The sequence below is a fragment of the Methylophaga thalassica genome (assembly GCF_030159795.1).
In the GTDB taxonomy this organism is placed as follows: domain Bacteria; phylum Pseudomonadota; class Gammaproteobacteria; order Nitrosococcales; family Methylophagaceae; genus Methylophaga; species Methylophaga thalassica.
This window is the reverse complement of record NZ_BSND01000013.1, coordinates 370,115-384,871: the sequence shown is the minus strand read 5'-3', so window position 1 is coordinate 384,871 and position 14,757 is coordinate 370,115. Positions and strand designations below refer to the sequence as shown.

Sequence of the window (14,757 nt, the reverse complement as noted above, 5' to 3'; positions counted from 1 at the left end):
ACTAAAGTGACTAGCAGTTTACAGATTGTCATCGATAGATTGAATCAAATTCCTTTTTTCGCTGTTATACTCAAGACATGAATATAGACCGGCAACAAATTCAGCAACTTGTCAGGGACGTGGCCTCCACGACCCTTTTGCCTTATACCAATAATGTCAGCCGTGACTATAAAAAGGACGGTAGTATCGTCACAGCCGCGGATAGTGCGGTGCAAAGCTCATTAACAAAACAGCTTGCTGAGTTGCATCCTGATATCGCTTTGCTCGGCGAAGAAATGTCTACTGAACAGCAGCAACAACTATTTGATTCCGGCAAACCAATCTGGTGTCTTGATCCTGTGGACGGTACCAGCAACTTTGCTTCAGGTTTACCGTTTTACTCCATCTCACTGGCCCTGATTGAACACGGTGAAGTGACCTTTGCCATGGTATTGGATCCCTCTCGTAATGAGAGTTTCACCGCTATTCGCGGTCAGGGCGCTTGGCTGAATGATGAACCACTGCGTCTGACCTCACCTAATCTTAGCCTCGACAACACCATCGCGTTTGTCGACTTTAAGCGTTTACCCCCAGCCTTAGCCTCTAAAATCGTGGCAGATCGCCCTTTTGCCTCGCAGCGAAATCTGGGCTCTATCGCGTTGGAGTTATGCTGGTTGGCGGCTGGCCGTGGACATATTTATCTGCATGGTAGTCAGCAAATCTGGGACTATGCGGCCGGCGACTTAATTTTAGAAGAAGCAGGTGGTTTTGCTTCCACTCTGTATGGCGATCCTTCGTTTCGTTACACCTTACAGCCACGTTCATCATGTGCCGCCATTGATGAACACTTATTTCAGGTTTGGCAAAGCTACTTACTGGATGCGGTGAATGGTTAGAAAAACGCTGGAATTTATTACGCCAGACTGGACCATGCCCGACCATATTCAGGCATACACAACAACCAGAAAGGGCGGTATCAGCCCTAGCCCATACGATAGCTTTAATATTGCCAATCACGTCAACGATACGCCTGAGAATGTGGAAAAAAACCGCGCGGCACTTAGCTCTCTCCTAAAACTGCCAGCCTCCCCGCTATGGCTGCAACAAACACACAGCACTCAGGTAATTAATAGTCAGGATTGGCAGGAAGGCATCGAAGCGGATGCGATTTACGCTAATCAAACCAATCATGTCTGCGCGATTATGACCGCTGACTGTCTGCCACTATTGCTCAGTAATGTATCTGGTACTGAAATTGCCGCAATACATGCAGGCTGGCGAGGTTTAGCCGATGGCATTATTGAAAAAACCTTAGCGCAATTTGATGCTGCCGCAGAACATATTTATGCCTGGTTGGGGCCAGCCATCGGTCCGGAAAAGTTCGAAGTTGGCTTAGATGTATATGAGGCATTTATCAGTCACGATCCGATGGCTGAAGTCGCTTTTCAGCAAATCGATGACAGTCACTTCTTAGCCGATATCTATCAACTCGCCCGCCTGAGATTGAGACAGTATGGTGTCTCGCAATTATTCGGTGGCAATTATTGTACGATGACTGACGCTTCCCGTTTTTTCTCCTATCGACGGGATGGAGAGACTGGTCGTATGGTTTCGCTTATCTGGATCAGCGATAAATAAGGTATCATTAGCGGCTTAATTCAGCCTTGTTGGATCATTATGGAATTACTCATCTGGATCATTGTTTTTAGTCTGGTAGGCGGACTTTTGAGCGTTGTTGTGGCTTCATCGTTTTTATTATTGCCTGAAAAACATCGCACACTGGCCGTGCCACACCTTGTTAGTTTTGCGATAGGCGCGATGCTCGGCGCTTCTTTCTTGGGTTTAATTCCACATGCTATTGAGCATGAGTATGCCATTGATGCGCATGCTATCGGTTTAACATTACTTCTCGGTTTACTCAGTTTTTTTGCACTAGAGAAAATGGTGTTATGGCGACACTGCCATACTCATCATGGTCATGAACATATCCCTGAACTGGACAGACCCGATCATCATGGTGGTCATCACCATAATCACAAGCATAAATCGGCTGGCCCGTTAATTCTGATTGGCGATACGATACATAACTTTGTGGATGGTATCTTAATCACCGCAGCGTTTCTGACTGACGTACATCTTGGGGTGGTCACCGCCTTAGCTATTGCAGCTCATGAAATCCCACAAGAATTGGGCGACTTTGTCATTTTATTACACAGTGGATTTAGCCGAAAAAAAGCCCTCTATTACAATATCATGTCGAGTTTAGGCACATTAGCCGGCGCGTTAATTGGTTACTTTGCGTTATCCGGTATGCAGCATTTCCTGCCTTATGTTCTGCTGGTTGCCGCATCCAGCTTCATTTATGTGGCTGTTGCCGATTTAATTCCTGGCCTGCACGAAAAGGTCAAACCTATTGAATCTTTACAGCAAATCAGTTTGATTGCTCTCGGTGTCGTGTTTATTTATATCGCTCATAGCACATTACATTAGTCATGGCGGGAAGGAACCCCAATAAAAAGATCTTAATTGTCGGTCCATCTTGGGTGGGTGACATGGTCATGGCACAGTCACTTTTTATTGCGCTAAAGCAACAAGATCCAGCGGTTATCATTGATGTCCTCGCGATGGACTGGACACGACCATTGTTGCAGCGTATGCCTGAAGTTAACAACGCCATCAGTATGCCAATATCTCATGGTATCTTTGCTTGGAAAATGCGTGGAGAATTAGGCCTGTCGCTGCGTGATAAACATTACGATCAGGCGATTGTTTTACCCAACTCATGGAAATCAGCGCTTATTCCCTGGTTTGCCAAAATCCCTGTAAGAACCGGTTGGCGTGGCGAATATCGTTATGGCTTACTAAATGATGCCCGAAAACTGGACAAAAAAGCTTTACCGATGATGGTTCAGCGCTTTGTTGCTTTGGCACATCCAGCATCACAGTCACAGATAAAACCGACTTATCAAGCACCGTTGATGATTGGTGAGCCCCCAAATGAAGTCATTAATCCTAAACGCCAGTCTGTTCAGCAAAAACGACTTATCCTTTGTCCTGGTGCAGAATTTGGGCCAGCCAAACAATGGCCGACATCGCATTATGCAGCGCTAGCAGACTCTTTTCTTACGTCAGGATGGCAAGTATTAATTCTTGGCTCCAAGGCGGATATCAGCACGGCAGACGAAATCGTCAGTCTTTGTCGGGATAAGTCTGATAATTTAATCAGCCTTGCTGGTCAGACACAGTTAGAAGAAGCCATAGACTTATTAGGCACTGCAGATTACGTTGTTTCCAATGATTCAGGCTTAATGCATATTGCTGCGGCGTTACAGGTGCCATTAGTAGTAGTTTATGGTCCAACATCACCCGCATTCACTCCCCCCTTAGCCAACAACGCTAATATCATCCAGATTGATATAGACTGTAGCCCATGCTTTAAACGCACCTGCCCTCTGGGGCATCATAACTGTATGAAACAACTTTCTGTTGAAAGTGTTATTGAACAAATAAAAACAACAAAATGAAATCGCTAAACTCGTTTTTTTCAGAACTTAATAATAACCAGTTACGCTTATTTACGGCGTTATTTAGTCTTCTACTTTCCATATTGGCATTCACCAATGATCAGCTAATCAACAGTGATGGTGTTTTGTACATAAATATGGCAAAAGCCTATATTGACGGGGGACTTACAGCCACAGCATCAATGTATGACTGGCCGTTTTTTTCCATGTTGATTGCAAAGTTTCATCAATTTAGCGGTTTCAAACTGGAGTTTAGCGGTCAGCTAATCAATAGCCTGCTTTTTGTCGTTTTCACCGATGCACTTTTTCTTATCGCCAGCAAGCTACTCACAACCCAGCGATACGTCTTTATTGCGGCGTTGCTCATTCTGTGCTTTTCCACCTTAAATGACTATCGCAGTTATATTATTCGAGATATTGGTTATTGGGCTTTTATATCTATATCCATGTATCGAACCATTATTTTTCTGGAAAAACCCAGCTGGTTAAATGGCTTTTACTGGCAATTATCCAGCTTGTTAGCCATGTTATTTCGTGTTGAAGCTATCACTATTATTCTGGCAACACCTCTCTTCATCCTCTTCCAACTAGGTGTTAAAGAGGGCTCAAAAGCCAGTGTCAAGCTTTGTTCATTCTTCCTGTTCGCTGGAGTAATCAGTGCTGTCACCTTTACCCAACAGCAAGGACTAATGAATGCATTTGGTAAAGTCCTTAGCGTGACGCAATTTCTGGACTACTCAGCCATTACTGATGAATTTCATACTAAAACAGCCATTCTCGGTAATGAATTATTGAATCAGTATTCTGAAAGATACAGCGGGATGATTTTGGCTTCAGGCCTGGTTTATATGTTACTGGCAAAAATCATTACTGGCTTATCACCTCTTAATCTTATTTTATTTGTCTTCGCGAGACTTCAGCACAAAAAGAGCTCATCTGATGCTAAGACTCAGCGTTTTTTACTTTTTTTCGTCGGTATAAACGTCGTCATTTTGCTTTCCTTCCTATTTAAACATTACTTCATGAGTACGCGTTATGCTGTCATGCTAATCACTGCTCTGATGTTACTAATGCTACCATCCATGTGCAGACTAATAGATGAGTACTGGCAAGCAAAAAATAAAGTTGCGCTTGTATTAATTTCGCTATTGCTTCTAGCCAGTCTGATTGATTCATGCACGACGAGTGTAACCAAAGGCTATATAAAAGAAACGGCGATCTGGGCAAGCCAACATTTGCCAGAAAATAGCCGAGTTCTCACCAATGATATTTTTATTGATTTTTATTTCCATGAAAATGAGCCAAAGACGCAACTAAAACTGAATCGAGAACTTGAAGGTTCGCCTGATTTTGATTACTTGCTCGTTGTAGAAAAAAAGTCTCATCAGGATGATGAAAAAATCTATAGTGACTGGGATCTTGAACCCGTTCATCAAAGTCAAAATGCCAGAGGTGACAGAGCCATTGTCTACAAACATATTACTCCCACTGGAATGAAGGAGTAGTTGCTCGTGGAGCGAAATGTATTACTGCTGTGTCATGGATATGAAGCCCCTTTCTTAAGCGTGGCAAATCAATATGCTGCCTTATTCAAGAATACAGATTTCAGGGTTATTACTGTGTTTATTAAAGGACAACACAATTCTGAGGTCGTTGAGCAGTGTGGCGCCGATGAAGTGATATTCTTGGATGCTTCATCAAAGCAAATGAAAGGATTGAAACAGCAGCTAATCAAAAAAATTCGCCAGCTTGATAAGCAATATCAATTTGAGTTCGCAATAGCGCATCGTTATAAATCTATATACATCGCTAGTCATGTCAAAAACTTGTTTGTTATCGGTGTCGCACACATAGACGGCGTTTTTACGCCTTTAATGAGGAAGTTATTTGCTTTCTTTCATCGCAAGAACTTATTACTTTTAGGTGTATCGAAAGCCATACGAGACGATATAAGAAAAAGTCTTTTTTTATTTGATGATGAAAAAGTTCAACACCTCTATAACTCCCTCGACTTTCAGTCGATAAGGGAAAAACAACTACCTCGAGATCAAGCTCGACAAGCCTTATCCCTTCCTGATAATGACTATTTGTTTGTGAATGTAGGACGTTTGCATGAAGATAAAGACCAGAAAACGCTAATAAAAGCGTTTGCTCATGCTCGCGATGCGTTACCAGGTTCAAAACTTATAGTTGCTGGAAAAGGCAGACTTGAAACGGAACTTAAATCATTAACAAGTGAGTTAGGTGTAACTGATAAGGTGATATTTCTTGGTATGGTTCCCGAGTTTTATAAATATTTGAAGGCTTTTGACACCTTTGTACTCAGTTCTATTCGTGAAGGATTACCGGTTTCTTTGCTTGAAGCGTTTGCAGCAGAGCAGGTCTGTATTGCTTCTGAGTGCAATGGAAATAAAGAAGCTATTTCAGAGGCTGGCTACTCTTTTCCAATAGGTGACCATAAAAAATTGGCAGAACAATTAAAGAAAACCTTACATCTCAATAACGCTGAACGTATGAACATAGTTGGTAAAGTGAATAGGAAAATCAGCCAACATTTTACTGAAAGCGCGGTAAGGCAATATTTCTGGTCCATGCCTGCACTTAAAGCACGTTTGAAGAAATAAGTATTTAATAGTGTGATAATTTATGTTTGTGATTATAGAGAGAAAAGCAATCAGAGCGCTAAAATGTCAGTACTAAAAGAAGCACAACTATTATCCAACTCAGAGTATTTTGAACAGTTATGGCAACTGGATACAGACTGGTTCGAGCCCCCAAATCATAGACGTGGCGGCTGGAGTGGTGTGGTTAAATATGTATTGAAAACAGCAAATGGCGCGGTTGATGTGTTCATCAAACGTCAGGAGAATCACCGCACTAAAACATGGTGTCATCCACTAAAAGGCATTCATACCTTTCAAAAGGAATATAACAATATTCTCAGGCTGACAGCAAAACACATTCCGACGCTCGATCCGGTTTATTTTTCATGTGACAAGTCCAGGGCGATACTGGTAACAAAAGAACTGACTGGTTACCAATCTCTGGAAAACATTTCTCCTTTAAGTCTATCAAGTGTATCTCGTAAACAGTTGCTGAAAGCAGTCGCCCATGTGTTAGCAGATATGCATCAGGCACATTTTCAGCATAACTCACTTTATCCCAAACATATTTTTGCCAAGCCAATCAGCAGTGGTTGGGATATAAAAATAATCGATTTGGAGAAAATGAAACGTACATTGTTCGTGCGGCAATCGATGATGAGGGATCTGGGCACATTAGAACGTCATGCTAATCAAGACTGGTCGAAGAAAGATCGCGTTTTCTTTTTACAGCAGTACTTCAACGAGCAACCGTTATCTAAAAAAACCAGACAACTTTTACAGAAGCTTGCTAAGCCCAAAAAAGCAAAACGTCATTAGTCGTGTTGGCCGACTGCATGCGATATACTTACACGCTGTTTAACTCAAAGACATATATCACATCATGATCGTTTTAGGTTTGTCTGGCGCGGTAAATCACGACGCCTCCGCTGCTTTATATATTGATGGAAAGCTTGTAGCTGCTGCTGAAGAGGAGCGCTTTCTCCGTGACAAGCATGCCAAAGGAAAAATGCCCTACGAGGCAACTAAATTTTGTTTGGAACAAGCTGGTATTCGTCCCGATCAGATTGATATTGTAGCTTTCCCTTACGCCGAAATTGGTCTGAAATCACCCGCCCGCTGGCATTATGCTAAACGTCATTGGTATGCTCCAGACCGAGCACTTACCGCCTTATTCAGTGGCAATCGTCGATATTGGCGTAATCACCGAAATGTGATGAAGCTATTAGATGATCTGGGTATCGGCGCAAATCGCGTTAAATTTGTTCCCGTCGAACATCATTTAGCTCATGCCAGCAGTGCTTACCATCTAAGCGGTTTCAAAGAAAAAACAGCCATTATCGGTATCGATGGTAAGGGTGAATATGCCACCACGTTCTTTGGTTATGGTGAAAATGGCAAGATTCATAAAATCAAAGAATTCTATGATCCAGATTCGCTTGGTGGGGTTTATGGAGCACTGACTGAATACCTTGGTTTTGAAATGCTGGATGGCGAGTTCAAAGTGATGGGTATGGCCCCTTACGGTGATCCTAAACGTTTCGATTTTTCACGCTTGATTGACTACAAAGACGGTGAATTCAAAGTCAATACAAAACTAGTGAACGTTGTAGGTACCCGCCGTTTCAAAAAGAACGGCAAAGGTTACTTTTTCAGCCCTGAATTAATTGAATGGCTCGGGCCAATGCGTGAAGGTGATGAAAAAGACGAGCCTTACATCGACTATGCCGCCAGTATCCAAGATCTGTTAGAAAAGACAGCCTTAAAACTCATTGATTTTTATCTCGGTGACATTATTAAAGAGACCGGCAAAATTGCTTATGCAGGCGGTGTTGCATTAAACGTCAAACTGAATCAACGTATTATCGCCATGCCTGGCGTTAAAGAACTGTTTGTACAACCGGCTGCAAGTGATGCGGGTACGGCCATTGGTGCGGCCAGCTATGCTTCACAATTAGCGGGGGTACCAGTAGAAAAAATGGAACATGTCTACTTAGGACCTGCGTATACAACAGAACAATGTATTGAAGCATGTGAGCAATACGAGCAGCCAGTCAAATGGCAACGAATGACCAATGTTACTGCAGAAACAGCCAAAATTCTGGCTGATGGTAATCCGGTTTCCTGGTTTCAGGGACATATGGAGTTCGGACCTCGCGCTTTAGGTAACCGCAGTATTCTCGGCTCACCCAGCCATCCTGGGGTTGCTGACAGAATTAATGCCCAAATCAAATACCGTGAACGCTGGCGTCCATTCTGTCCGAGCATGCTGGATACAATCGCACCAGAAATACTACAGACGGATCACCCTAGTCCATATATGACATTTACGTTTGATGTGGCAGAAAGTTGGAAATCACGTATTCCAGAAGTCGTACATGAAGATGGAACAGCCCGTGCTCAAATTGTCACAAAGGCCACCAATCCTCGTTATTACTCACTTCTTCAGGAAATGGAAAAACTTACCGGTAATGGCGTGGTACTGAACACTTCTCTGAATCGCCGTGGTGAGCCAATGGTATGCAGCCCTACAGATGCATTGAATATGTTCTTTGGCTCAGACTTAGAATACTTAGTCATGGAAGATATCTTAATTACTAAAGATGATCATCACCCCATATAACTCAACATATGCTGGGTACGTTTATCCCAAGTGAACTGTTGACGTATTTTCTGTTGTCCCCGTTTAGCTATAGCTAAACGGGCTTCATCATTACTTAAATAATAAGCGACTTTCTCTACCAGTTCTTTTGACCCCTTGAATGTTTCAATTTCCAGACCGATGTCGAATAACTCGGCAACTTCATCACAGTAATCTGTCAGAACAAAACATCCTGCTGCCATAGCTTCAAAAATCCTCAGATTAACTCCCGTTTCAGCCGCATAAAATGGTCCTCTCGTGATATTTAATACTATCTTTGACCCCATTAGATGCTGATGCAAAGCCTCTCCCCACACGGGTTTATCATCTATTATTTCTTGCAGTTTCTTGGATAATATGGCTTGGTTACGCGTCCAACGAGCGCCTTTTATCGAGACATAATCAGCAATATGCTCTAGCATAAAACAACGTCTAAGATCGGCACTACCAACAAATAACACTTCATGCTGAAACTTTCCTGGTTGCCGTTCAATAAGGTTAGCCCCAAAAGGTGAAAATATCGCATCGATATTCATGCGATTGAAAAACTCTGTCACTACTTTTGAGAATGAAAAGACTCGGTCATAAATACGCACCTCATTCTCAATAAAATATATAAACTCTCTACGTTTCGTGTAGAGGTTACAGCTATCAGTATCGTACAAATAGAGCTTTATATTTCTAGATTTTGCAATATCTTTAAACTGTTCGGGATTAATAAAACGGTACACAAAACCTATAACAAAAATAACTTCAGGTTTCACATCATCAAGCACCGTTAAAAACGACGATAGGGCTTTTTTGGGTAAGTAATAAAAACTCTTCTTCTCTGAAAAATTTCGTTTTACTTTTGCCAGAGCTGAGCGAGGCTTGTATAAGTTGATCTGCTTTAGTTTCGCTAAATCATAATATTCTGAGTTGTCGATACAAGCATGAATGTCTCGGCCAAGGGTAGCCCCACCAATTCCATCCAGAATTAAGATTTTTTTCTCAGTCACGTACCAATGTCCCTATCTTGATTTTTATATATTGGAGATAATTTTCTTCGCGTTCGATTGGTTAGTAAACTTCTTTGATAATAAACCTTTAAACTTTTCCCACTTGCGTTCAATTTTTTTTCTGCCGAAAAAGCGAACATAACTACTAATCGGTAAAATATCCGAGTTACCTATATTGTCGATAATCAAGCATCTCAACCTATCTCTATGTTTCTGTACGACAATATTTTTAGGTTTGAGTGTCATGGTAATAATATTCTGCTCTAGTAAGTCCCGCTTCAATTTAATCAGCGCCTGACTAATAGATTCGACTAACTCTGGTGTCGAGCTCAGATTGTCCAGATAAAACGCCAAAGTTTTGGACACTTGCCCATCGTCATCACGAATTAAATCAAAGACAGCGCCAGGCCCCATATTCGTTTCTTCATTACCGTAAAACTGGGGTAAGCTGATCCAATCAATATTTCGGCGCTGCAGGAACCGATAATAAGCCTGTTCTCGACGAGTCTCTTCCTCACCCCGTAAAACAACGACCTTCACACATTTTGAATCATCGTCAGGATGGACATGGACTTCTCTGTGTAATCCTTTGCCGACTAATGTAGCGGCCGATAATTCAAGCATCGCCATATCCATTAGGGTTTTGACTTTGCCAGCGCCAGGCATCAGTCACCATATCATCCAGTGTTTTCTCAGCGGTCCATCCCAATAGTGATTTTGCTAAGGCCGGATCGGCATAATTAATTGCCACATCTCCCGCACGGCGGTCGACAATTTTATAATTCACTTGCTTGCCCGATGCCTGTTCAAAAGCAGCGATCACTTCAAGTACGCTGTATCCCTGCCCCGTGCCCAGATTAACCGCTTTACAGCAGGGTGCTGTCGCATCCGATTCCAGCCAGTTCAGCGCCTCAAGGTGTCCTCGAGCTAAATCCATCACATGGATATAGTCTCGAACACCTGTGCCATCAACGGTGTCATAGTCGCCTCCAAAAACGGATAAGCACTCTCGTTTACCAATAGCTGTTTGCGTGACATAAGGCATCAGATTATTTGGAATAGCACTGGGATCTTCACCAATAAGACCAGACTCGTGTGCACCAGCCGGATTAAAGTAACGTAATAACACCACACTAAGTTGATCTGGCGTCGCCTTGACCATATCTGCCAGAATTTCTTCTATCATCAGCTTTGTACGGCCATAAGGATTCGTTGCCGAAGTCGGAAACGTTTCATTTACGGGCATTGAAGCAGGATCGCCATAGACGGTGGCTGATGAACTAAATACAAAGTTTTTCACGGAAAATTGCTGCATCACCTCTAACAAAACAAAGGTGGCATCCAGATTATTTTGGTAATACATCAAAGGAAAAGCACAGGACTCACCCACAGCTTTTAATCCTGCCAGGTGAATAACAGCATCAATAGGATGGGTATTAAAAATACCTTGTAAAGCCGCTTTATCACGACAATCTGCTTTGTAAAAAGCGATTTTTTTCCCTGTAATCTGACTTACTCTATCGATAGCTAAAGAGGAGCTATTACTAAGATTGTCCACGACCACGACATCAAATCCTGCTTCCAGTAACACTACACAGATATGCGAGCCAATATACCCTGCACCGCCGGTAACCAAGACCGTTGTTGTCATTGTTTTTTCCTTTTTTGTTTTGCCTGTGACCTAATCACTGCGGCTGCCTGTTGCGGCATACTGTACAAATCTTCCGTCACAGCATAGTGCAAAGCGTGCTGAGACCATTGTTGTAATTTATTCTTATCTAACATTTCAACAAGGTCTAAGGCTGTTTGCTGTGCACTATCGGCATTCTTAATAACCAGACCGGCATCGGCCTTAATCACATGTTTGGTATAACCACATACATCGGAAACTAAGCTTGGCAGACCTGCTACCATGGCTTCCAGGATCACCGTCCCCGTATTTTCCTTTCTGGCAGGATGAATTAACAAGTCAGCCGCCAGCAAAAAGCGTGGAATATCAGAGCGCCCACCAAGAAACGCAACTTGCTTATCAATACCGGATTGCTGGGCCTGACGCTGTAAATAACGGTTATCGCCATCGCCGATAATCATCAGTTTAGTTTGTTGTTTAATGGCATCCGGTAAATTTGCCAAGGTGGCTATTGCCCGGTCAACACCTTTTGTTTTAAAGCCCGTGCCTACCATCAACAATAACCACTCATCAGCCGAGACATTAAACTCATCTCTCACCTGCTTGCGAATAAGCTCTGCATTTTGTGGCCGTTTTCTATCACGGTCAATCCCTGGAGGTAAGCTGACTAAGCGATCTTTTGGTGTGCCGTAATGATGTTCGAACAGTGTTTGTTGCACATCGGAAATCATCATAGATACGGTATTCGACTGTTTGCCAAAAACGGCTTCTTCACAGGCTTTATAAAACTTCACACGCCCTGAAAACTGTAATAGCCCGTGCAAAGGATGAGACCTTATCCGGTCAATATAACAAGGGTCTGCGGCATAATAGACATCAAGCCCAGGCATTTTATTAAAACCAATCACCAGGTCATAAGCACCCTGATGTAATTGTGGTAACACCTGATCTATATACGATTGCAACCTGGCATGGTTGCTCCACCCATGAGTCTCAATAATCTGCACATTGAATGGCTTAGGTACTTCTCCCTGCCACTCCATCACATAAACATCGACCGTATCATCGGCTTGCAGACAGCAGCGCATGATATTCATGAAATCACGGGCGAGCCCGCCAAAAGGAAAATACTTATACAAACAGACAGCGTATTTCATAAACGTATTTTTTGTCTTTGTAGCATCACTCTGAAAAAAGCCTCCAGCTCAGGATTCTTCCAGTTTTTCAGGAAGCGTTTTTTGTCTTGTAAGTTAGCCATGACTGCCTGTTTTTTATTGGTATATTCTCGCATGGCATCTAAATCGATTAGCCAGACTTTGCCTTTTGCATCTAATAACAAGTTTTGTGCTTTCATATCGCCATGACCCAACTGCGCTATTTCAAGGCCAGCGAAAATGTCTTGAATCTGGTGCACTTCAGACTCGGTAGGCATTCGCTGTTGATAGACATCCAACAACTCCTCAGCCTCCCGATATTCACTAATAAAATAAGCTATACGTCTCAATGGACCAAAGCGCTGCTCAATAAAAGCGAGAGGCATTGTTGTCGAAATGCCCATAAACATCAGTAAGTTTGCATTACGCCAGGATATAGCAGCGCGGCTTGGTCGCCAGCAACGGCTAAGTGCATGACCAAGACTTTTGATATTGTAACGTTTAATCACAACATCAAGGACGCCCATCTGAGTGCGTATCACCGTAGCGGTATTACCGGCCTTTAATATCTGTGCATCAGTGAATAATGCTTCAATATCGTCAACTGACTGAATCTGACTTTGTTGCCAGAATTCACGTTTCGCAGCGACCTGCCAGCGAAAGTTCTGTTGATAAAAGGTCATAGTGCATGGGCGAAAACACTTCTTAAGATACTGTGACTTTCTTTTTTGCCAAACCTTTTCCAGCCTTGTTGTAAACTGCTGCTGTTCATCCTCAGTGTATTCCCAGCCACGACCGTGATAATACATCTCGATCAGTGGTTTTAGCGTCATTTGTTCCTGTAGTGAGAATTGAGCAATGAGTCGCGCCAGATTGGTTAAACTGGTGTCCTTATCAAGTGCCTTGCCATCGTTTGATTGTTTAACAGAACCCAAGTCAAGCAGCACAATTTCATGACCATTGAGCAATAGATTATCAAGATGAATATCGTCTTGATAAAGCCCATCCAGATGCAGAGTCAGCATTAACGTTGATAGCAATTTCAAACGTTCTGGAGATGAATCACCAAGCTGAAAACGCTGACTGTTTCCTATAAATTGATATATCAGTGCAGAACCATGAGCTTCCTTAACCGTCGCTAATAATGCCGGCGTGTTTATCTCACTATCTTTTACCGCATTAATACCCTGAATTTCTCGCTGAAAGTCTTTCTGCGCTTTGCCTTCACTCGCAAAAAGTTTAATGATTACAGCCTTTCCAGCACTGTCTAATGCCTTAATCACTAAACGGCGCCCAGGCAAATCACGAAGAACCTGCTGACATTGAAACCTTTCCTGCCGTAGCTCTATGTCAAAAGGCAGCTCAGGTCGGCTGTCAGAGTCAATGATGGCATCAATATCCGGTATATTATTCAGCATATAAGGTATCTGCCCGCTGTTTAACCTGCTGCCATAAATCAGCCTTTTGGGTTAATGCCTCACGCAATGGCAGCTGAGTGTAAGTTTTGATAAACCGAAATAAATCACGTTGTGTCAGCGGCACGGCATAAGCCGAGAAGTATAAGCTACCCAGATCTTTTATTTGCCAGCGACGCGGGAGTTTTTGTCGGATCTGAGCACGATGAAGATCGATAAGATAGATTGGCATTGTTGGCTGATAAATATTAGTCTCAGCAAATGACTTATCCAACAAAAAATGACAAAGATAAAAATCCCGATGGTTCATGCCATTTTTATGCATAGTCCCTGCGATATGGGCCAACTTCTGAATTAACTGGTATTTGCTTGTGAATGATGGCGGCCTATCTCGCCACTGTTGACCCAGATATTCCAAACTCATCGTGTCGGTTAAATCATCGGTAATCACAAATGAATGACGCTTCGCCGGATTCCAACCTTTTTCACCGTAACCGGCTAGGGTCATTGTATCCAGATCATGAGACTGTAAAAACTGCACCGCCTGCCATTCATTACGGGCACTGATGATCGGCAAACGTAATGACAGCAGGTTCTTTACAATTTCAGCCCAGCCAACGCCTTGATGATATTTAAGAAAATAGCTTTTCTGATTCACCTCAAACCGTAAAGTACGTCGCCCCTCTTTATCACGAAAAATCTCACCCGGCATAGTCTGTAACCAGGTAAATATGGCTTTATCCTGCCAGCCATGAGCTAATTCTTCACGTAGATAGAGAGTGTATGTTTTCATTCAGTTTTATGATGTGATTC

Annotated in this window: 14 protein-coding genes; 8 read left to right on the top strand and 6 right to left on the bottom strand. The window is 42.7% G+C overall.

Annotated features, from left to right (window positions below; translation table 11 throughout):
• Window positions 1-77 precede the first annotated feature (77 nt).
• The 8 genes from QQL60_RS14670 to QQL60_RS14635 all read left to right on the top strand — a co-directional run bounded on the left by QQL60_RS14670 (window position 78) and on the right by QQL60_RS14635 (window position 8,729).
• A complete protein-coding gene (locus QQL60_RS14670; protein WP_273178968.1) occupies window positions 78-875 on the top strand; it encodes an inositol monophosphatase family protein in 798 nt (265 codons plus the stop codon).
• Complete coding sequence (gene pgeF / locus QQL60_RS14665) at window positions 868-1,617, top strand: peptidoglycan editing factor PgeF (RefSeq protein ID WP_273178970.1); 750 nt, start codon at window positions 868-870, stop codon at window positions 1,615-1,617. The genes QQL60_RS14670 and pgeF overlap by 8 nt, the downstream gene beginning before the upstream one ends.
• Window positions 1,618-1,656: 39 nt before the next feature.
• Window positions 1,657-2,469: a ZIP family metal transporter gene (locus tag QQL60_RS14660; RefSeq protein ID WP_284723723.1), complete on the top strand. Its 813-nt coding sequence runs from the start codon at window positions 1,657-1,659 to the stop codon at window positions 2,467-2,469.
• 2 nt (window positions 2,470-2,471) lie between these two features.
• Window positions 2,472-3,503: a lipopolysaccharide heptosyltransferase II gene (gene waaF / locus QQL60_RS14655; protein ID WP_284723722.1), complete on the top strand. Its 1,032-nt coding sequence runs from the start codon at window positions 2,472-2,474 to the stop codon at window positions 3,501-3,503.
• Entirely contained in the window at window positions 3,500-5,008 is a 1,509-nt protein-coding gene (locus tag QQL60_RS14650) for a hypothetical protein (RefSeq protein ID WP_284723721.1), read from the top strand. Before waaF ends, QQL60_RS14650 begins: the two co-directional genes overlap by 4 nt.
• Window positions 5,009-5,014: 6 nt before the next feature.
• Window positions 5,015-6,127 (top strand): glycosyltransferase, encoded by a 1,113-nt coding sequence (locus QQL60_RS14645; RefSeq protein WP_284723720.1) that lies wholly within the window; start codon window positions 5,015-5,017, stop codon window positions 6,125-6,127.
• 63 nt (window positions 6,128-6,190) lie between these two features.
• Complete coding sequence (locus QQL60_RS14640; RefSeq protein WP_273178979.1) at window positions 6,191-6,925, top strand: lipopolysaccharide kinase InaA family protein; 735 nt, start codon at window positions 6,191-6,193, stop codon at window positions 6,923-6,925.
• Window positions 6,926-6,989: 64 nt separating this feature from the next.
• Window positions 6,990-8,729, top strand: coding sequence for a carbamoyltransferase family protein (locus QQL60_RS14635; protein WP_284723719.1), 1,740 nt, complete (start codon window positions 6,990-6,992; stop codon window positions 8,727-8,729).
• Here the strand turns inward: QQL60_RS14635 and QQL60_RS14630 are convergent.
• Genes QQL60_RS14630 through rfaP form a run of 6 tightly spaced genes read right to left on the bottom strand, consistent with a single transcriptional unit; the run spans window position 8,717 to window position 14,737 of the window.
• On the bottom strand, window positions 8,717-9,745 hold the full coding sequence (locus tag QQL60_RS14630) for a CgeB family protein (RefSeq protein ID WP_284723718.1): 1,029 nt from the start codon (window positions 9,743-9,745) through the stop codon (window positions 8,717-8,719). The genes QQL60_RS14635 and QQL60_RS14630 overlap by 13 nt on opposite strands.
• A 24-nt stretch (window positions 9,746-9,769) precedes the next feature.
• Window positions 9,770-10,369: a YrbL family protein gene (locus QQL60_RS14625; RefSeq protein ID WP_284723717.1), complete on the bottom strand. Its 600-nt coding sequence runs from the start codon at window positions 10,367-10,369 to the stop codon at window positions 9,770-9,772.
• Entirely contained in the window at window positions 10,362-11,396 is a 1,035-nt protein-coding gene (gene galE / locus QQL60_RS14620; RefSeq protein WP_284723716.1) for a UDP-glucose 4-epimerase GalE, read from the bottom strand. The genes QQL60_RS14625 and galE overlap by 8 nt, the downstream gene beginning before the upstream one ends.
• The gene (locus QQL60_RS14615; RefSeq protein ID WP_284723715.1) at window positions 11,393-12,532 is read right to left on the bottom strand and encodes a glycosyltransferase family 4 protein; all 1,140 of its coding nucleotides are present in this window, start codon (window positions 12,530-12,532) and stop codon (window positions 11,393-11,395) included. Before QQL60_RS14615 ends, galE begins: the two co-directional genes overlap by 4 nt.
• Window positions 12,529-13,947 (bottom strand): lipopolysaccharide kinase InaA family protein, encoded by a 1,419-nt coding sequence (locus tag QQL60_RS14610; RefSeq protein WP_284723714.1) that lies wholly within the window; start codon window positions 13,945-13,947, stop codon window positions 12,529-12,531. The genes QQL60_RS14615 and QQL60_RS14610 overlap by 4 nt, the downstream gene beginning before the upstream one ends.
• Window positions 13,937-14,737: a lipopolysaccharide core heptose(I) kinase RfaP gene (gene rfaP / locus QQL60_RS14605; protein ID WP_273178993.1), complete on the bottom strand. Its 801-nt coding sequence runs from the start codon at window positions 14,735-14,737 to the stop codon at window positions 13,937-13,939. Before rfaP ends, QQL60_RS14610 begins: the two co-directional genes overlap by 11 nt.
• Between the last annotated feature and the right edge of the window lie 20 nt (window positions 14,738-14,757).

Coding starts and splice junctions, on each gene's coding strand:
- QQL60_RS14615 (WP_284723715.1), bottom strand. CDS start 12,532: ATGAAATACGCTGTCTGTTTGTATAAGTATTTTCCTTTTGGCGGGCTC.
- QQL60_RS14635 (WP_284723719.1), top strand. CDS start 6,990: ATGATCGTTTTAGGTTTGTCTGGCGCGGTAAATCACGACGCCTCCGCT.
- QQL60_RS14650 (WP_284723721.1), top strand. CDS start 3,500: ATGAAATCGCTAAACTCGTTTTTTTCAGAACTTAATAATAACCAGTTA.
- rfaP (WP_273178993.1), bottom strand. CDS start 14,737: ATGAAAACATACACTCTCTATCTACGTGAAGAATTAGCTCATGGCTGG.
- galE (WP_284723716.1), bottom strand. CDS start 11,396: ATGACAACAACGGTCTTGGTTACCGGCGGTGCAGGGTATATTGGCTCG.
- waaF (WP_284723722.1), top strand. CDS start 2,472: ATGGCGGGAAGGAACCCCAATAAAAAGATCTTAATTGTCGGTCCATCT.
- QQL60_RS14640 (WP_273178979.1), top strand. CDS start 6,191: ATGTCAGTACTAAAAGAAGCACAACTATTATCCAACTCAGAGTATTTT.
- QQL60_RS14660 (WP_284723723.1), top strand. CDS start 1,657: ATGGAATTACTCATCTGGATCATTGTTTTTAGTCTGGTAGGCGGACTT.
- QQL60_RS14670 (WP_273178968.1), top strand. CDS start 78: ATGAATATAGACCGGCAACAAATTCAGCAACTTGTCAGGGACGTGGCC.
- QQL60_RS14610 (WP_284723714.1), bottom strand. CDS start 13,947: ATGCTGAATAATATACCGGATATTGATGCCATCATTGACTCTGACAGC.
- QQL60_RS14625 (WP_284723717.1), bottom strand. CDS start 10,369: ATGCTTGAATTATCGGCCGCTACATTAGTCGGCAAAGGATTACACAGA.
- pgeF (WP_273178970.1), top strand. CDS start 868: ATGGTTAGAAAAACGCTGGAATTTATTACGCCAGACTGGACCATGCCC.